15 protein-coding genes are annotated in these 17,795 nt (G+C 63.6%); 6 read left to right on the top strand and 9 right to left on the bottom strand.

Annotated features, from left to right (window positions below; genetic code table 11):
• Positions 1-4: 4 nt before the first annotated feature.
• From lnt to hisS, 5 genes are all read right to left on the bottom strand, one after another.
• Positions 5-1,612, bottom strand: coding sequence for an apolipoprotein N-acyltransferase (gene lnt / locus A9D13_RS12895; protein WP_172808171.1), 1,608 nt, complete (start codon positions 1,610-1,612; stop codon positions 5-7).
• Between the two features lie 22 nt (positions 1,613-1,634).
• Entirely contained in the window at positions 1,635-2,276 is a 642-nt protein-coding gene (locus tag A9D13_RS12900; protein WP_066774372.1) for a DUF4167 domain-containing protein, read from the bottom strand.
• A 337-nt stretch (positions 2,277-2,613) separates the two neighbouring features.
• Positions 2,614-3,462 carry a peptide chain release factor N(5)-glutamine methyltransferase gene (gene prmC / locus A9D13_RS12905; protein ID WP_066774373.1) on the bottom strand — a complete coding sequence of 283 codons (849 nt, stop codon included), beginning with the start codon at positions 3,460-3,462 and terminating at the stop codon, positions 2,614-2,616.
• Entirely contained in the window at positions 3,455-4,522 is a 1,068-nt protein-coding gene (prfA, locus tag A9D13_RS12910; RefSeq protein ID WP_066774375.1) for a peptide chain release factor 1, read from the bottom strand. The genes prmC and prfA overlap by 8 nt, the downstream gene beginning before the upstream one ends.
• 6 nt (positions 4,523-4,528) lie before the next feature.
• Entirely contained in the window at positions 4,529-5,767 is a 1,239-nt protein-coding gene (gene hisS, locus A9D13_RS12915) for a histidine--tRNA ligase (RefSeq protein ID WP_066774376.1), read from the bottom strand.
• A 132-nt stretch (positions 5,768-5,899) separates the two neighbouring features.
• On the opposite strand from hisS, the gene A9D13_RS12920 reads away from it, so the two are divergent.
• Together A9D13_RS12920 and ppa are read left to right on the top strand one after the other, a co-directional pair.
• Positions 5,900-7,861 (top strand): M61 family metallopeptidase, encoded by a 1,962-nt coding sequence (locus tag A9D13_RS12920; RefSeq protein WP_066774378.1) that lies wholly within the window; start codon positions 5,900-5,902, stop codon positions 7,859-7,861.
• 282 nt (positions 7,862-8,143) lie between these two features.
• Positions 8,144-8,689 (top strand): inorganic diphosphatase, encoded by a 546-nt coding sequence (gene ppa / locus A9D13_RS12925; protein ID WP_066774380.1) that lies wholly within the window; start codon positions 8,144-8,146, stop codon positions 8,687-8,689.
• A 16-nt stretch (positions 8,690-8,705) separates the two neighbouring features.
• On the opposite strand, the gene A9D13_RS12930 is transcribed toward ppa, so the two are convergent.
• Together A9D13_RS12930 and A9D13_RS12935 are read right to left on the bottom strand one after the other, a co-directional pair.
• Complete coding sequence (locus A9D13_RS12930) at positions 8,706-10,133, bottom strand: mechanosensitive ion channel family protein (RefSeq protein ID WP_066774381.1); 1,428 nt, start codon at positions 10,131-10,133, stop codon at positions 8,706-8,708.
• Entirely contained in the window at positions 10,133-11,476 is a 1,344-nt protein-coding gene (locus tag A9D13_RS12935) for a TldD/PmbA family protein (RefSeq protein ID WP_066774383.1), read from the bottom strand. The genes A9D13_RS12930 and A9D13_RS12935 overlap by 1 nt, the downstream gene beginning before the upstream one ends.
• Before the next feature lie 196 nt (positions 11,477-11,672).
• Between A9D13_RS12935 and lptB the strand changes: the two genes are divergently transcribed.
• From lptB to ctrA, 3 genes are all read left to right on the top strand, one after another.
• Positions 11,673-12,494, top strand: a complete 822-nt coding sequence (gene lptB, locus A9D13_RS12940) for an LPS export ABC transporter ATP-binding protein (protein WP_082922386.1) — start codon at positions 11,673-11,675, stop codon at positions 12,492-12,494.
• Positions 12,495-12,513: 19 nt separating this feature from the next.
• Positions 12,514-13,986 carry an RNA polymerase factor sigma-54 gene (gene rpoN, locus A9D13_RS12945; protein WP_066774385.1) on the top strand — a complete coding sequence of 491 codons (1,473 nt, stop codon included), beginning with the start codon at positions 12,514-12,516 and terminating at the stop codon, positions 13,984-13,986.
• Positions 13,987-14,214: 228 nt separating this feature from the next.
• Complete coding sequence (gene ctrA, locus A9D13_RS12950; protein WP_066774684.1) at positions 14,215-14,910, top strand: response regulator transcription factor CtrA; 696 nt, start codon at positions 14,215-14,217, stop codon at positions 14,908-14,910.
• Between the two features lie 105 nt (positions 14,911-15,015).
• Here ctrA and phbB read toward each other — a convergent pair whose 3' ends face one another.
• Together phbB and A9D13_RS12960 are read right to left on the bottom strand one after the other, a co-directional pair.
• Complete coding sequence (gene phbB / locus A9D13_RS12955) at positions 15,016-15,738, bottom strand: acetoacetyl-CoA reductase (RefSeq protein ID WP_066774387.1); 723 nt, start codon at positions 15,736-15,738, stop codon at positions 15,016-15,018.
• Between the two features lie 209 nt (positions 15,739-15,947).
• On the bottom strand, positions 15,948-16,760 hold the full coding sequence (locus A9D13_RS12960) for a hypothetical protein (protein ID WP_172808172.1): 813 nt from the start codon (positions 16,758-16,760) through the stop codon (positions 15,948-15,950).
• A 520-nt stretch (positions 16,761-17,280) separates the two neighbouring features.
• Here A9D13_RS12960 and A9D13_RS12965 point away from each other — a divergent pair.
• Positions 17,281-17,781 carry a DUF3576 domain-containing protein gene (locus A9D13_RS12965; protein ID WP_172808173.1) on the top strand — a complete coding sequence of 167 codons (501 nt, stop codon included), beginning with the start codon at positions 17,281-17,283 and terminating at the stop codon, positions 17,779-17,781.
• Positions 17,782-17,795: the final 14 nt, after the last annotated feature.

Raw genomic sequence — 17,795 nt, forward strand, 5'->3', positions numbered from 1 at the left:
TGCATTAACCGCGGCGGCGGCGCAAGGCAACCATTGCCAGCGCCAATAGCACCAATGCCCATGCCAGAGAGAGCCAGATACCCATTCGGGCAAAGGCGGTGGGCGCATGGGCAGGCGGCACGAACCCATCGATCCGGCCCGATCGATAGGTGCCGATATGATCGCGCACCACGCCATTGGCGTCGATAACCGCGCTGATCCCGGTGGTGGTGGAGCGCATGACGGGCAGCCCCTCCTCCATCGCGCGCAGCCTTGCCTGCGCCAGGTGCTGCGGCGGGCCCCACGCGCCGAACCAGCCATCGTTTGACGGGTTTACGATGTAATCGGGGCGGTTTTTGGAATCGACGACCTCGCCTGAAAACACGATCTCATAGCAAAGCTGGATCCCGGCCTGCCCCCATCGACCAAGGTCCAGTGTGCGCGGGCCGGGACCGGGGCGGAAATCAATCGAACCGGGCACCAGCCGCGTCACGCCCAGCGGCTCCAGCAAAGAGCGCATGGGAAGATATTCGCCATAGGGCACGAGATGCGACTTGGCATAGCTGGCCGCGATCTCGCCATCGGGGCCGATCGCGGTGACGACATTTTCGGCCGCAATGGCACGGTTTTCGTTGCCGATGACGAGATCGACCGACCCCGTCACCAGCATTGCGCCCGGCCCCATCAGCGCGGCGATGCGGTCGCGCGCGATGTCGGGATCGGCGGCAAAGGTCGCCTGCCGGTAATAGCGCTGCGGATAGCCGTTCTCGAGATAATCGGGCACGCCCGATTCGGGCCAGAGCACCAGCCGCGTCTCGTCCTCCTTGGCAGGTGCGCCGGTCAATTCGACCGAGCGCAGGAAATTCGTCTCGTAATATTGCGGCTCGTTCAGCACCTCCTGCCGGATGTCGGGCTGGACGAGGCGGAATTCGAGCGTGCCCTGTTCTTCGGCGGGAGCGGGCCATGGCACGAAGAGCAACAGGCCGATGAGGGCCAAGGGCAGCGCGCGTTTGAGCCGATCCCGATCCATCATCGCCGCACGCATGGCAATCCACCACGCCCCCGCACAGGCCAGCACCAGCCCCGACAGCGCATAGGTGCCCATCCACGGCGCCAGCCAGCCGACCGCTCCGGGCCGGTCGAATCCGCCAACCAGCGCCACGCCGACCGGGTTCCAGGCAAAGCCGGTAAACATTTCCCCGCGTAAGAATTCGCTGATCGCCCAGCATCCGGCCAATGCCAGCGCAAATGCCGCGGGCGATGATCGGGCAAGAATGCGCGACCGGCGTGCGAGGGCCCATGCCCCCAGCACGGCAAGGCCGGGATAGACCGCCAGATAGAGCGAGAGCAGGAACACCGCGATCCAGCCAAGCCATGCAGGCATCGCCGCCTGATAGGTAAAGGCGGTGGCGATCCAATTGTTGCCGACGCAGAAATGGCCAACCCCGAACAGCCAGCCGACCAGAAAGGCCCGTCCCGGCCTTTGCTGCCGAAACCCCAGCGCGGCCAGCACCGCCAGCCCCGCCAGCAGCAACGCCCACAGGTGCAGCGGCTCAAAGCCGGTGGCGGAAATCGCACCCGCCACAACGGCAACGAGCGGCACGAAACCGCGCCGCTCGCTCCAATTATTCAACTGCTTGCCCACGCGAGAGAGTTCAGCCGTTCACGACCTTCTGCTCGCTGTCGTCCTGCGCAACCTCGGCCTCTGCCTTGGGTTTGCGCGGGCGGCGGGTCCGCTTGGGTTTCTCGGGCTTTTCCTCGGACGTGTCGCCGATCGCGGGCGGCAGGGCCTGCGGATCGAGAGCACCCGAGTTCTCGACCGATTCCTCGGTCTCGCTCTCGGCCTTTTCATCGTCGCGCTTGCGGCTCTGGCGGCGCTTGCGATTGTCGCGGACAAAGGGGTTGTCGTCGGTCGAATCACGGCCCTGATCGCGGGTATTGTCCCGACCGGAATCACGGCGCTGCGAACGATTGTCGTTTTCCGCGCCATTGTCATCGTCCGACTGGCTGTCGTCGTCCGAGGACTGGTTCTTGTTGTCCTGCTTCTGCCGCTGCTCATCCTGACGGGCCTTGCCGTCGGCGATCACGCGGAAATAATGGTCTGCGAACTGCAGGTAATATTCGGCCTGCACGCGGTCGCCGTTGCGCGATGCCTCCTCGGCCAGCTTCTTGTACTTGTCGAGAAGCTGAGGCGCATTGCCCCGCGCCCGGCTGTCGATGCGGTTGAGATGCTGCCCGCCGCTTTGCGACCGGTTGTTACGGCCACGCCGGCGATTATTGCCACGATTGCTGTTCAATTGAGTACTTTCCTCTGTCCGGCGCGCGGCGAAAACGAAGCCGCGTCGCTACCTCAGCCGGAAATGCCCGGAGCGAAATTACGCCGGGCAGTGCTCCCCCGTGCGGCACGCGTCCCGCGACTGCGGGCAGAGCGTCATCCGCCCTCTCCGTCAAGCCAAGGCCGCATCCTTGCGACGCCAGGCTCACAGATAAAGAGGAGTGACGTGCGATGCGAGCCAAACCCATGGTAAGCCCCAGCGATCGCCTGTCTGGATCAAGGCCTATCGACAAAAAGAGGCGCTGCCAAGTGTTTTATAGAAGAGTATGGTTAACGGGCCGTCAGGCCGCCTGCGCCCGTCAACCCCCGGCGATCCCCATGACGACCACCCGGGGCCTGCCGGCAAGATCGTCGCGCGCCTCGGCCCACAGCCCGGCTTCCCGGGCGATCGCGATAACCGCATCGGCCTGCCGCGAACCGATTTCGAAGACCGCGATTCCCTTCGGCTGTAGCAAGTCGGGCAATGCCGGGATCAGCACCCGATAATCGTCGAGGCCGTCCAGCCCCGCGAATAGCGCCGCATGCGGGTCGCTTGCCGCGACATCGGCAGCAAGGTCGGGATCCCCGGTTTCGACATAAGGCGGGTTTGACAGGACAAGATCGAAGCGGCCCAGACCGTCCGACCAGCCTGCTTGCGTCCAGTCGCCTGCGCGCATGTCGGCGCGTGCCGCCAGTCCCGTCAGCCCGGCGTTGGCGCGGGCCACGGCCAGTGCTGCACCGCTACGCTCTATCCCCGCCCCTTCGGCATCGGGCCATACCGACAGCGCCGCCAGCAAAAGCGCACCCGAACCCAGCCCGCAATCGAGGACGCGCGCCGGTGCGTGGCTCGCAAGCATGTCTTGCGCGACATCGATCAGAATTTCCGTATCCGAACGCGGGATGAGCACATCGGGCGTGACCTTGAGGGAAAGGCCGTAGAATTCGGTCTCGCCGGTGATATGCGCCAGCGGCTCGCCGCACGCCCGCCGTTCGACCAGCGCGGCGAAGGCGGCTGGCGCCTCGGCCTGCATGTGACGCAGCAGCAGGTCCGAACGCGAACAATCCAGAGCATGCGCCATCAGCCACTCCGCCTCCAGCCGCGCCGCGTCGGTCACGGGCATCAAGCGCTGCGCCGCATCGCGCAGCGCAGCGGCGACTGTGTTATCCATTCTGGGCGGCGAGGCGCTTGGCCTGATCCTCTGCGATCAGCGCGTCGATCAACTCGGCGAGCCCTGTACCTTCCAGCACTTCAGGCAGCTTGTGCAGGGTGAGCCCGATGCGGTGATCGGTCACGCGTCCTTGCGGGAAATTATAGGTGCGTATGCGTTCGGAGCGGTCGCCGCTGCCGACCATGGCCTTCCTTGCCTCCGCCTCTTCGCCATGCGCCTCGTCGCGCATTTTCTCGTAAAGGCGGGCCCGCAGCACCTGCATCGCCTTGGCGCGGTTCTTGTGCTGGCTGCGTTCGTCCTGCTGCGTCACCACGATGCCACTGGGCAAATGCGTGATACGCACTGCCGAATCGGTGGTGTTGACGTGCTGCCCGCCCGCGCCCGACGCACGGTAGATGTCGATCTTGAGGTCGCCCGGATCAATCTGCACATCAACCTCGTCCGGTTCGGGGAGGACGGCGACGGTGGCGGCGCTGGTATGGATGCGCCCGCCGCTTTCGGTGACGGGCACGCGCTGCACGCGGTGGACACCGCTTTCGAACTTCAATTTCGCGAACACGCCTTGCCCGCGAACATTGGCGACCACTTCCTTGAAGCCGCCGATGTCGGATGCGTTGGCGCTGATCGTCTCGACCTTCCAGCCCTGCTCCGCGGCAAAGCGTTCGTACATGCGGAAGAGATCTGCGGCGAACAGCGCAGCCTCGTCCCCGCCGGTGCCGGCGCGGATTTCCAGCATCGCGGGGCGCGCATCGGCGGAATCTCGCGGCAGCAGAGCGACGGCGAGCTTGGCCTCGGCCTCGGGCAGCTCGCCCTCGATCCGCTGGATGTCGTCGGCGGCCATCGCCTTCATCTCGGGGTCGGAAAGCATGTCCTGCAATTCGGCCAGTTCCGAACGCATGGCCGCCACGTCCGCCGCCTCGCGCGCGACAGGCTCCAGCTCTGCGTAATCGCGGCTGGCGGTCACGAATTCCTCACCCTCCAGCGTGCCGGAGGCAAGGCGCGCCTCCAGCTCAGCGAAACGCTGCGCGATCTGGGCCAGGCGTTCGTCGGAAACCTGCATGGGGGATCAGTTCGCCAGCGCCTGCTCGATCCGAGCGGTCGCCGCGTCCTCGGCGCGGATGCGGCTGGTCACTTCGCCATCGCGGACGGCAAAGGCGACGATGGCCTCGGCGCCGATCTTCACCGCCTTGTCGAAACGCTTGCGCGGAGATCCGCTCGCCATCAGTTCGGCGGAGATACCGGCGCGGCGCAGTCTGCCGATGGCGGCAATGCCCGCATCTATCGCGGCATCGTCCTCGACCACGACAATGGCATCGGCGACTGGGCTTTCCGCCCGCTCACCCACCAGCATCGCCAGCCGCTCGATCCCGGCGGCCCAGCCGACCGCAGGCGTGGCAGGCCCGCCCAGGGCTTCCATCAGACCGTCATAGCGCCCGCCGCCCAGCACGGTGCCCTGCGCACCCAGCCGGTCGGTCACGAATTCGAACGCGGTGTGGCGATAGTAATCGAGCCCGCGCACCAGCGCCGGAGCACGCGTCCAAGCCACGCCCGCCGCATCCAGCCCAGAGGTCACCGCGCCGAAGAAATCCTGCGCTTCGCCCGAAAGAAACTCGTCGATGAGCGGCGCATCGGCGACGAAGGCCTTGTCGCGCGGGTCCTTGGAATCGAGGATACGCAGCGGATTACGCTGAAGCCGGTCCTGAGAATCTTCGGACAGGTCCGCCCGGTGGCCCATGAAATATTCGATCAGCGCGGCGCGCCACGCATCGCGGCTGGCGGCATCGCCCAGCGTGTTCAGCTGCAATGTCACGCCATCGGCAATACCCAGTTCCTGCAAGAGCTGGTCGGCAAAGGCCAGCAGTTCGACATCGGCCTGCGGCTCGGCAGCGCCGATAATCTCGGCGTCGATCTGGTGGAACTGGCGATAGCGGCCCTTTTGCGGGCGTTCGTACCGGAACAGCGGGCCATGCGTCGCCAGCTTTACGGGCGCATATTGCTTCCAGCCATTGGTGAGGTAGGCGCGCGCCAGACCCGCCGTGAATTCGGGGCGCAGCGTCAGCGATTCGCCGCCGCGATCCTCGAAACTGTACATTTCCTTCGACACCACGTCGGTCGTCTCGCCCAAGGAGCGCGAGAATACGGCGGTCTTTTCGAATACCGGCATCTCGACCCGGCGGAAACGGTAGAGCTTGCGAAGCCGCTCGAAAGTCTCGACGACGAAGGCGAAGGCATCGGCCTCCTCGAAAATATCCTGGGTGCCGCGGATGGCCGAAGGAGTCTTGGTCGGGGTTTTGGGTTCGCTCATGATGCAAGCGCCCTTAGCGGCACTCTCTCCCCGTGGAAAGCGGGTGCGCCGCCAAAACGGCTGATCGCAGCTGATGCACGGTCTCGCGATGACAGTTGCATTTGATACGACAAGTTGCCAATTCCCCTTTTCATGAAGACGACCCCCATCCGCAGCATATTGCTGGCCTCCGCCCTCGCGCTCCCCTTCACTGCCGGTATTGCGCAGGCGCAGACCACGCTGTCTGCCCCCGTCGCCACACCGATCGAGCAGACCGTGCCCGATGCGGTCGACACGCCCTATCCGGGCGGAACCATCGGCATTCACGTCGACGCGACCGATCTTGCCCACCGCGTGTTCCGGACCGAGCAGACGATCCCCGTCGCCGCCGGTACGAGTGAACTGACCCTGCTCTATCCCGAATGGCTGCCCGGCCACCACGGCCCGGACGGCACTATCGATGCGCTGAACGGCCTTGAGTTCTATGCCGATGGCAAGCTGATCCCGTGGCGCCGCGACAATGTCGAGGTCTATGCCTTCCACCTCGCCTTCCCGGCAGGCACGAAAGAGATCACCGCCAAGATGGTCTACACCTCGCCCGTTACCGGGAGCGAGGGCCGCATCGTCATGACCGACGAGTTGATGAACCTGCAGTTCAACCAGATGACGCTGTATCCCGCTGGCCATTACGTTCGCCAGATCAAGCTGAAGCCCAGCGTCACCATGCCCACCGGCTGGGCCACCGCCACCGCTCTCGACGGCCAGACGCAGTCGGGCGACACCGTCAGCTGGGACGAGACGAGCTACCAGGTGCTGGTCGACAGCCCGATCATGGCCGGCAAGTATCACAAGAGCTGGGAAATCGGCGAAAACGAGACTTTCGAGGCCTTCGCCCACGATCCCGAAGAGCTGGAGATGAAGCCGGGCGAACTCGACGCGATGAAGGCTATGATGACCGAGGCCGGCCTGCTGTTCGGTTCGCGTCCGTTCGATCATTATGAATTCCTGGTCGCCATTTCCGACGAACTGGGCGGTATCGGGCTCGAACATCACCGCTCGACCGAAATCTCGCTGCGTCCGGGCACGCTCACCAGCTGGGAAGACGGCAAGTATCCGGACAAGTTCGGATTCTCGGTCGATGTGCTTCCGCACGAACTGGTGCACAGCTGGAACGGCAAATATCGCCGCCCGGCCCTGACGTGGACGCCCGATTACCGCGAACCGATGCGCAATGACCTACTGTGGGTGTACGAAGGCATGACCCAGTACTGGGACCTGCCGCTCGCCGCGCGTTCGGGCATCAACACGAAGGAGCTGACGCTGGGCGAGATCGCTTCGTCGGCGGGCAATTACGACAATGAGCCGGGCCGCAGCTGGCGCGCGCTGATCGACACCACCTATGACCCGATCACCGCCAACCGGAAGGCAAAGCCCTTCACCACCTTCTCGCGCAGCGAGGAATATTACAACGAAGGCTCGCTGATCTGGCTGGAAGCGGACATGATGATCCGCACCCAGACCAAGGGGAAGAAGTCGCTCGAGGATTTCGCCAAGCTTTTCTATGGCGCGACCGATGGCGATTACGGCGAAAAGACCTACACCTTCGATCAGCTCGTGGCTGATCTGAACTCGGTCTATCCCTATGACTGGGCGCAGTTCCTGCGCGACCGGGTCTATACCGCCAATGCTCCGGCACCGCTCAATGGCATCGAACTGGGCGGCTACAAGCTGGTCTACAAGGACGAGCCCAACCCCTTCCGCAAGGGGATCGAGGAGCAGTACAAGTACCTCTACCTGCGTTATTCGCTGGGCATGAGCGTGACGTCCGAAGGCAAGGTCACCGGCGTTGTTTGGGACGGTATCGCGTTCAACAACGACATCGTCAGCGGCCAGACGATCGAGGCCGTGAACGGCAAGGAATATTCCGCCGATGTGATGAAAGAGGCGATCACCGCTGCCAAGGATGGCGCGCCGATCGAGCTTCTGATCAAGCGTGACGATGACTATCGCACCGTGTCGATCGATTACACCGGCGGCCTGCGCTATCCGTGGCTGGAAAAGACCGCCAAGGGCGAAGGCTATCTCGACAAGCTGCTGGCGCCCAAGCGCAAGTAAGCTTGCGTCAGCGACGCCAGGTGAAAGGGGGCGGGCTGCAAGGCCTGCCCTTTTTTGCATCCCGCCGTTCGCAAATGCGGGAAGCATCGGGATATTCGACTTTTCGGTGAGACGGCGGCCCAGCGGGGTTAACCCCCTTGGCCCCGGCGCAATGCGGCGCTAGATGGCGCGTGCAGGTCGTAACCGGCCAGCCGCCCCGCGCTATTGCAGCGCAGCGCATGGCGGCCATCCGGACCATCCGTGAAAGCGGCCTATAAGAGTCCACAAGACAAAGGTAATTCCATGCGCATCGACATGATCCCGATTGGCGACAACCCGCCCGAGAGCCTGAACGTCATCATCGAAGTTCCCACCGGCGGCGAACCGGTGAAGTATGAATTCGACAAGGAATCGGGCGCGCTCTTCGTCGACCGCATCCTGCACACGCCGATGCGCTATCCGGCGAACTACGGCTTCGTGCCGCACACGCTATCGCCCGATGGCGATCCGCTCGATGCGCTGGTCGTGGCGCGCAGCCCCTTCATTCCGGGCTGCGTCGTGCGCGCCCGCCCCATCGCCGTGCTGAACCTCGAGGATGAGCATGGCGGCGATGAGAAGCTGGTGTGCGTACCGGTCGATTCGACCTTCCCCTATTACACCAAGGTCGCCGAAATGGATGACCTGCCCGAAATCGTCTATCAGCAGATCGAGCACTTCTTCACCCACTACAAGGATCTCGAAAGCGAGAAGTGGGTCCGTGTCGGCACCTGGGGCGGCGCGGAAGAAGCCAAGCGCATCATCCTCGAAGCGATCGAGCGCGAGAAGGAAGCCAAGGCCGCCAAGGCCTGAGGCTTACAGGCAGCGGCTATTCGATCGGGCGGCGGGAATCGAGCAGATCCCCCTCGCCCGTATCGGCCCGCTCCTTGTTGACCAGATCGGCGATATGGCTTTCGGGCTTGATGTCCGCGGCCATCGCTTCCGCCTCTGGCGCGGCTTGCGCCTTCGCAGGGGCAGTGACAGGCACCGGTGCTTCCGGTGCCTTTTGCGTTGGCCCGCCGCCCTGGCCTTCTGCCGAAACGGGCGTGCTGGTCGGCAGCGGCGCGCTCCGCGGATCCATGCGCAGGCGATAGATCGGTTCGGGCAGGGCAAAGCCTGCCTCCTCCAGCGCTGTCTTCGCCGCGCGGATAGCGAGGGAGCGGCCCTTGTTGAAATCGGTCACGTCCTGATCGACCCAGCCGAAGAAGCGCAGCACGATATTGCTGTCGCCCACGTTCACGACCCACGCGCTCGCTTCCGGGTCCTTCAGCACGAAATCGAGCCGTCGCAGCGCCTCCAGCCCGACAGCCATGCCATCGACCGGATCGTCATCGGCATCCACGCCCAGATCGAAGGCAAAGCGCCTTTGCGGATTGCGCGTGTAGTTCAGGATCACCGCCTTGAAGACGGTGGAATTGGGGATGCGCAGATGGTTGCCATCAAGCGTCATCAGAATCGTCGCGCGGCTGGTCAGCCTCACGACGCGGCCCTCCTCGCCCTCTATCACCACGTGATCGTTGGCGCGAAAAGGCTGGCGCAGCGACAGCATGACCGAGGAAATGTAATTGTCGATGGTGTCCCGCACGGCAAAGCCGATGGCGATGCCGATTACGCCGCCAATGCCAAGCAGCGCACCCAGCAAGGCCGTCGCGCCAAGGATCTTGAGCGCGAGATAGATCCCGAACAGCACGCCAATAAAGCGCACCGCGCTTGCCATGAGTTCGGCCACAAAGCCGTTCGGCGACAATCGCGCCCAAAGCGCCCCTGCGCTCGCCAGCCAGCGGGTGAGCAGGATGACCAACAGCGCGACCAGCAGCGCCACCGCCAGCAGCGGGCTCAATCGCAGCAGGTTACGCGCCTCGCCGATGATGGATTGCAGTGCCGGGGTAATGTTCGAAGAGACCGCGACATCGCGCTCTATGTTATTGTCGACCGTCACCACGCCCGCGACGCGGCCCGCGATGTCATCGGCCTGAGCCGACTGGTCAGCGCCCGCCGTTCCCGACAGGGTGACGACGCCCTCCTCGACCTCGACGCTGACGCCCGAAAGCCCGTCAATTGCCGCGAAGATGCCACTGATGCGCTGGGCGATGCGCTGATCCTCGCCCGCGTCGCGCTCGGCCTCGATCGCGGGTGATGCGGTTTCCGTTCCCTCTGTTTCCGAGGTCCCGGTCAAGAGTTCGGTGCCGTCCTGCGCTACCGCCGGCTGCGCCGCCAGCAGCGCCATCGCGGCAAAGGCAAGGAAGCAACGCAGCATCAGTCGCCCGCCACCGTCATGCCATCGATGCGAATGCTGGGCGTGTTGATCGCGCGTATATATTCGATGTCGCTTGCCGGAATGGCATGGGCGAACATGTCCTTGAGATTACCCGCAATCGTGATGCCAGATACCGGCCCTGCGACTTGCCCGTCGACGATGCGAAAGCCCGATGCGCCGCGGCTGTAGTCGCCCGTGACGATGCTCACCCCCATCCCGATCAGATCGGTGACAAGCACGCCTTCCCTGATGTCGGCGATCAGCTCGTCGAAACTGGCTTCACCCGGCTGCCAGGTCAGGTTCGATGACGACACGCCCGGCGATCCGCCGCCTGCCCGCACCGCATGGCCGGTGGGGGCGCGGTCCAGTTTCCGTGCCGATGCCGAATCGAGCAGCCAGCCGGTCAGCACGCCATCATCCACCAGCATGCGGCGCGAAACGGGAAGTCCTTCGCCATCGAAGGGATGCGATCGCATGCCGCGCATCTTCAGCGGATCGTCCTCGATCATGGTGCCCGGCGCGAAAACCGGCTTGCCCTCCAGCTCGGACAGGAAGCTCGCCCCGCGCACGATCTCGCTCCCAGAAATCGCATGGACCAGATGCCCCAGAAGCGTGCCCGCGACACGCGGATCGAAGACGACGGGCATGGGGCCGCTCTTCATCTTGCCGGGATTGAGCCGCGCCACGGCCCTCTCGCCCGCCATGCGCCCGATTTCGGCCATGGGGATGATGTCAGACAGGTGATGCGCCGCGCGCCAATCCATGCCGCGTTCCATCAGTGCGCCCTTGCCCGCGACCATGGCGGCGCTGCGCGAATGATGCGCCTGTTCATAGCCGCCTGCGAAACCGTGGCTGGTGGCAAGCGCGACGACGCCGCGGCCAAAGGCGGCATTCGCGCCCTCGCTATTGGACACGCCTTCGACGCTGCGCGCCGCATCTTCCATTTCCAGCGCCGCTTCGCGCAATTCCTCGGGCGTGGGCGCTTCGGACACGAGATCGAGATCGGCGGGATCGCCTGTAAACAGCATGTCCTGCGGCGCGAGGCCGGCAAACCGGTCCTCGGGCGCTTCGCGTGCCATGGTGACGGCGCGGCTGGCCAGTTCGTCCAGCGAGGCCGTGTCGAGCGCGCTGGTCCCGACCGTGGCGCTGCGCTTGCCGACGAATACGCGCAGGCCCAGATGTTCCGCCTCCGACCTGTCGACGCTTTCGAGCTGGCCAAGGCGCATTTCAACCGATTGCGAGCTGCGTGCGATGAACACCGCATCGCCCGCATCGGCTCCTGCGGCCGTCGCCTTGTCGATCACGTCAGCGCAGCGCTTGCAGGCTTCTTCGGGGCTCAACATGTATGTTCTTCTTTCATTGCCCTAGCAGTTAGGGACTGCACGGGGCACGGGCAAGCGTGCTGAAAGGCAAAGTCGATAGCCGGCCCAGCTGTGATCTGGATGCAATTATCCTGCCAATTGATCCACTGCGGCGCGATCGGGGCTTCAAACACGCGCCGCGGATCGTTATTCGTGGGTCGAAGCAAGGGCCAGGCACATGGCCCGAACGACGTTTTTGCGAAAGGCCGGACCCATCGATACGAACACCACTCTCGACCATTCGGTGGACCCGTCCGAGGCCGCGCCCCCTGTTCCGCAGGGCGGGCTCGAGGTCGTCTCGATCGCGAAAAGCTATGACAAGCGCGCCGTGCTGACCGATATCACCCTGTCGGTTGCCAAGGGCGAGGTGCTGGGATTGCTGGGCCCCAATGGCGCGGGCAAGACGACGTGTTTCTATTCGGTGATGGGTCTGGTGAAGCCCGATTCGGGCCGCATCATGCTCGATGGCAACGACATCACGAACCTGCCCATGTATCGCCGCGCGATCCTCGGGCTTGGCTATCTGCCGCAGGAAACGTCGATCTTTCGCGGCATGACGGTGGAGCAGAACATCTCCTGCGTCCTCGAACTGTCGGAACCGGATGCCGAAAGCCGGGCCCGCGAACTGGAACGCCTGCTTGACGAATTCGGCCTGACGCGCCTGCGCGAAAGCCCGGCGATGGCACTGTCGGGCGGTGAACGCCGCCGCTGCGAGATTGCGCGCGCGCTGGCGGCAAAGCCCTCGATCATGCTGCTGGACGAACCGTTCGCAGGCATCGATCCGCTGTCGATCAGTGACATTCGCGATCTGGTCATCGACCTCAAGAACCGCGGCATCGGCGTGCTGATTACCGATCACAACGTGCGTGAGACGCTGGAAATCGTCGACCGCGCCGCCATCATCTATGGCGGTCAGGTCCTGTTCGCCGGCAGCCCTGAGGACCTCGTCGCGAACGAGGATGTGCGCCGCCTTTACCTGGGCGAAGGCTTCACGCTGTGACCGGACGACACGCCATTCCATGACCCTCGCGCCTCGCCTCGATCTGCGGCAATCGCAATCGCTGGTGATGACGCCGCAGCTGCAACAGGCGATCAGCCTGCTGCAATTGTCGAACCTTGAGCTTGAGGCCGTGTTGCTGGATGCGGCAGCGGCGAACCCGCTCCTTAATCTTTCCAGTGGCGAGGGAGAGAAGGACAGCAAGACCGACGAGGCCGCGGCCACCGATTTGCCCGATGCGGGGTCGGGCGATGGAGAAAGCGCGCTCGACCTGCCTGCCGAGATGCTCGATCGCGATATCGACACGGGCGACTGGCAGCTGGGTGCCGGTTCGGCCGGCAGCGGATCGGGCGAAGGCGGCTTCGATTCCGATTTCCGCGCCAGCGATGGCCCGACTCTTGCCGAACATCTGCACGAACAGCTGGCGCTGGCGCATGGCACGCCCGCCGAATGCTTCATCGCGCGCCAGATCATCGGGCGGCTGGATGAGGCAGGCTACCTTACCGTGCCTTTGGAAGAGCTGGCGCGTGATCTGGGCATTTCGATGGAGGAGGCCGAAGCCGGCCTGAAACTGGTCCATGGGCTGGAGCCGACCGGCGTGGGCGCACGCGATCTGGCCGAATGCATTTCCCTGCAATTGGCCGAGCAGGACCGGATGGACCCGTGCATCGCGATCATGCTGGCCAATCTCGATCTCTTGGCGCGCGGCAATTTCGCGCAGCTCAAACGCATGTGCCGCGCCGATGACGAGGATCTGGCCCAGATGATCGCCGACATCCGTTCGTGCGACCCGCGGCCCGGCCATGTCTATGGCGTGGAACCTGCCGCCCCGGTCGTGCCCGACGTGCTGGTCAGCGGCAATGCGGCAAAGGGCTGGCTCGTATCGCTCAATCGCGAGAATCTTCCGCGGCTGGTCGTCGACCGCGCCTATCACACGCGCGTGGCCGGCGGTTGCAAGGATAAGGGCGCGGCAAGCTGGCTCAACGAACAGCTCGCCGATGCCAATCGCCTCGTACGGGCGCTGGATCAGCGGCAGCGCACGATCCTGAAGGTCGCGCGGGAGATCGTGAAACGGCAGGAAGGTTTCTTCCTGCGCGGCGTCGGGGCGCTGGTCCCGCTGACCAGGCGTGAGATTGCCGAGGCGACCGACCTGCACGAATCGACCGTCAGCCGCGTCACCGCCAACAAGTTCCTCCATTGCGCGCGCGGCAGTTTCGAACTGCGCTTTTTCTTTGCATCGGGTGTCAGCGCGGCGTCGTCCGGCAGCGAAGGCGATGCCGGCGCTGCATCTGCCGAAGCGGTGAAGGCCGAGATCAAGGCGCTGATCGATGCGGAGAGCGCGGATGCCATCCTCTCGGACGATGCGCTGGTCACGGCTCTTAAGGAAAAGGGCTTTGCGATCGCCCGGCGTACCGTCGCCAAGTATCGCGAAGCGGCAGGGCTCGGCTCCTCGGTCCAGCGCCGCCGCGCGAAGGCCCTTGCCCGCGCGGGCTGAGTTTCGCGAATCATCGCCAAACGAAAAATCGTGTCCCGCCCGAATCTTGCGCGAAATTTGGTGATTCCGCGCGGGAACCTGTTGCAATTATGACTCAAATTTTTCCTGTGGATCGCTTTAAGCTTTATTAACCTTTCTGGGTCACTTTTCGTATGGTTAATTGAACAACGCGTAAACGGTTGGCTTTCGCAGGGCGATTGAGGGCTGACCAGAATGGGGGCTACGAACATGCGAATTCTGCTGATCGAAGACGAACCGACGACCGCGAAGGCCATTGAGCTGATGCTCACGACCGAGGGATTCAACGTCTACCAGACGGACCTTGGCGAAGAAGGCCTCGATCTCGGCAAGCTGTACGATTACGACATCATCCTTCTCGACCTGAACCTGCCGGACATGCACGGCTATGACGTGCTCAAGAAGCTGCGCGTCGCCAAGGTGCAGACGCCGGTGTTGATCCTGTCGGGCATTGCCGAAATGGATTCCAAGGTTCGCAGCTTCGGATTTGGCGCCGATGACTATGTGACCAAGCCCTTTCACCGCGAAGAGCTGGTGGCCCGTATCCATGCGGTGGTGCGCCGCTCCAAGGGTCACTCGCAGTCGGTCATCAAGACCGGCAAGCTCTCGGTCAATCTCGACACCAAGACGGTCGAGGTCGATGGCGCCCGCGTGCATCTGACCGGCAAGGAATATGCGATGCTCGAACTGCTCTCGCTGCGCAAGGGCACGACGCTGACCAAGGAAATGTTCCTCAACCACCTTTATAACGGGATGGACGAGCCGGAACTGAAGATCATCGACGTCTTCATCTGCAAGCTTCGCAAGAAGCTGTCGGTGGCCTGCAGCGGCGACAATTATATCGAGACGGTCTGGGGCCGCGGCTATGTGCTGCGCGATCCGGGCGCAGAGGCTCAGGCTGCCTGACAAACGGGGCTGCCTGACCGGCTGAGACTGGCGTTATGAAAAAAGGGGCAGCCCAGCGCGGCCTGCCCCTTTTCGTTGTACCATCCGCCCGCAGGCGAAGGCACATCAGTACATGTGCTGGCCGCCGTTGATCGACAGGGTCGCACCGGTGACAAAGGTGGCTTCCTCTGCGCAGAAGAAGGTCACGCCGCGCGCGATCTCGTCTGCATGGCCCAGACGGCCCACCGGGATCTTGGCGATGATCTTCTGCAGCACGGGTTCAGGTACCGCGGCAACCATGTCGGTGTCGATGTAACCGGGCGCGATGGCATTGACGGTCACGCCATATTTCGCGCCTTCCTGCGCCAGGGCCTTCGTAAAGCCGTGAATGCCCGACTTTGCTGCGGCATAGTTGACCTGACCGTACTGCCCGGCCTGGCCGTTGACCGATCCGATGTTGACGATCCGGCCCCACTTGCGTTCGCGCATTCCGGGGAACGTGGCCTTTGCCATGTTGAAGCAACCGCCGAGGTTGATGCGCATCACCTCGTTCCAGTCGTCCCACGTCATCTTGTGCAGCACGCCGTCGCGGGTAATGCCCGCATTGTTCACGACGACATCAATGTCACCGACATCAGACGCGATCTGCTCGCAACCAGCCAGCACCGCTTCGTGGTCGCCTACATCGAATTTATAGGCGGGAATGCCGGTTCGCTCAGTAAAGGCCTTCGCCTTTTCTTCATTGCCCGCATAATTCGCCACGACCGTGTAGCCAAGGTCCTTGAGAGCAAGGCTGATGCCCTCCCCGATGCCACGCGTTCCACCCGTGACAACCGCAATTCTGCTCATCGATCTTTCCCCTTCAGATGCAACACACTCTCTCCAAGTCGCAGCCTAGGCACTCGCCCAAGATGCGCAAGCCGCTTTGACAGATGATTGTTGCGCAATAGGTGCGGCTAGATGCAAAAATTGAAAAGGGAGACTTTCGTCCCAGATAGCACGCATGGCATCGCATCGGTCAGAAACGACCGGCGAACAGATTTTCAGTTGTAAAGGGATCAGAAGCGGAAACGCGTTCCGACATAGACGGACTGATTGTCCTGCTGCGCATCCGACACCGGACCAAGGCGATTGCGCTCAGCCGAATAGCGGACACCTGCGGTCACCTTGAAATTGCCGGTGACGCGATAGGAGCCGGCCACATCGACCGACTGTTCGCCATCGCCGAAGGTACGCGGTGCACGGCCCGGAACGTCACCTTCGTCCAGTTCAACCAGCGTGCCGAAACGGCTGTCGCCAACCTTCTTCGCCGGCGTGAACCGGGTCAGGTCGGGCGCGTCGATCTCTCGGACGCCTTCGGGCAGAAGCCCGGCGTTGCTGGTGATGTTCTTTTCGACCGGCGCGATCTTCGCATTCTGCGCAAAGCTCTGATAGCCGCGCGCCAGGCCAAGATTATAAGCCACCGGGGCAACGCCCGAGATGCCAAGGCCGGGTTCACCGCCCGATAGCACCTTGCGCATGGAGACCGCATGGGCTTCACCCGCATCAACGCGGACCGCAACGGTCACGGCACGATTGCCGGCCTTTTCAATGCCTGCGGGCGTAAAGCGGAACATGCCCGCATCGCCGCCAGCAGCATTGCGCGCAGCTTCCAGCGATGCGAGCAGGCGCGGATTGGCCGAAGCGGGGGTAAAGGTCGAAAGCTCGCTACCAGCGGAAATGCTGACCGAGCGGCGCGAATCATCGGCAGAGGTGATGGCGCCGGATACCGCGGCAAGAGCCGAGGGAAGCACGGCAAGGCATGCACAGCCAGCGGCAAGCGATACCATCGCCCGCGCCACGCGCTTCCTTCGTGTTGACCCCACCGACATTGCTGTCACCTCACTACAGTCCCTGCGGGACGCGAACGACCCGTTATCATCCCCTGGCGGCGACCGGATGCGGCATTTGCATAGCCGCAATTCACCGATTGCACATCTGGCGAATACGCCAGAACCGGGATGGTTCCCCGATCTGCCATCCTGAAGCGAATCTTCATTCCGTTCAGGCAAGCCGGGATTTGCAACTTGTGTATAAAGCCAGAAACGCCAACGTGCAAAGCCATTTAGAGCAACAGTGGTGACTCTTTCGCTGCGATTGTTGCATGAAATCGACAGGTCCCGCCGACAGCAGGCCGAACCGCGCCCGAAACCCGCCGAGTCGCGCCAGAAAGGGCGCCAGTGCCCTGCAACTGATACGCACTGCGACCCAACTGTTCATCATAGCGCATATTGATGGCCGCTAATGCTTGCCGCGCGCGCTTTGCCGGTGATAGAGCAGCGCCCGTTACGCCCCGGATGGCCCTGCCCATTCCCGGCGCCATACAGACTGGAACAGGAAGTAACCCGTATCATGACCGCCAACCCCGTGACCGGCCGCAGCGCCGAAAGTCTCGCCCCCGCCACCCGCCTGATCAATCGTCGGCTGGTCGCGCGCGCTGCCCTTGCCGCCGGCATGCTGGGCGCGCTGGCCGCCTGTGGCGGTGGCAGCAAGCGGGTCGAGACCGATCTCGCCGCGGCGAACATCAATACGATCGGCGTGAATTCCTTCCTGTGGCGCGCCAGCCTCGACACGCTGTCCTTCATGCCGCTGCTGCAAAGCGACAGCACTGGCGGCGTGATCGTCACCGACTGGTATGCCAACCCCGCCAATCCGGGTGAGCGGATGAAGGTCACCGTGACCATCCTTGACCAGTCGCTGCGCGCCGATGCGCTTCGCGTGGGCGCTGCCCGCGAAGTCATGCAGGGCGGCACCTGGGTCGCAGCGCCGGTTCAGGCCGCGACCGTGCAGAAGCTGGAGAACATCATCCTCACCCGTGCGCGCGAGATGCGCCGCGATGCGTTGATGGGCTGATAGCAGGCTTACAA

The organism is Croceicoccus mobilis, assembly GCF_001661965.1.
In the GTDB taxonomy this organism is placed as follows: domain Bacteria; phylum Pseudomonadota; class Alphaproteobacteria; order Sphingomonadales; family Sphingomonadaceae; genus Croceicoccus; species Croceicoccus mobilis.

What these genes read in the sequence shown, in the direction of transcription:
- A9D13_RS12965 (WP_172808173.1), top strand. Translation starts at nt 17,281, where the DNA reads ATGACCGCCAACCCCGTGACCGGCCGCAGCGCCGAAAGTCTCGCCCCC.
- ppa (WP_066774380.1), top strand. Translation starts at nt 8,144, where the DNA reads ATGCGCATCGACATGATCCCGATTGGCGACAACCCGCCCGAGAGCCTG.
- A9D13_RS12930 (WP_066774381.1), bottom strand. Translation starts at nt 10,133, where the DNA reads ATGCTGCGTTGCTTCCTTGCCTTTGCCGCGATGGCGCTGCTGGCGGCG.
- ctrA (WP_066774684.1), top strand. Translation starts at nt 14,215, where the DNA reads ATGCGAATTCTGCTGATCGAAGACGAACCGACGACCGCGAAGGCCATT.
- A9D13_RS12960 (WP_172808172.1), bottom strand. Translation starts at nt 16,760, where the DNA reads ATGTCGGTGGGGTCAACACGAAGGAAGCGCGTGGCGCGGGCGATGGTA.
- prmC (WP_066774373.1), bottom strand. Translation starts at nt 3,462, where the DNA reads ATGGATAACACAGTCGCCGCTGCGCTGCGCGATGCGGCGCAGCGCTTG.
- phbB (WP_066774387.1), bottom strand. Translation starts at nt 15,738, where the DNA reads ATGAGCAGAATTGCGGTTGTCACGGGTGGAACGCGTGGCATCGGGGAG.
- A9D13_RS12935 (WP_066774383.1), bottom strand. Translation starts at nt 11,476, where the DNA reads ATGTTGAGCCCCGAAGAAGCCTGCAAGCGCTGCGCTGACGTGATCGAC.
- rpoN (WP_066774385.1), top strand. Translation starts at nt 12,514, where the DNA reads ATGACCCTCGCGCCTCGCCTCGATCTGCGGCAATCGCAATCGCTGGTG.
- lptB (WP_082922386.1), top strand. Translation starts at nt 11,673, where the DNA reads ATGGCCCGAACGACGTTTTTGCGAAAGGCCGGACCCATCGATACGAAC.
- A9D13_RS12920 (WP_066774378.1), top strand. Translation starts at nt 5,900, where the DNA reads ATGAAGACGACCCCCATCCGCAGCATATTGCTGGCCTCCGCCCTCGCG.
- hisS (WP_066774376.1), bottom strand. Translation starts at nt 5,767, where the DNA reads ATGAGCGAACCCAAAACCCCGACCAAGACTCCTTCGGCCATCCGCGGC.
- prfA (WP_066774375.1), bottom strand. Translation starts at nt 4,522, where the DNA reads ATGCAGGTTTCCGACGAACGCCTGGCCCAGATCGCGCAGCGTTTCGCT.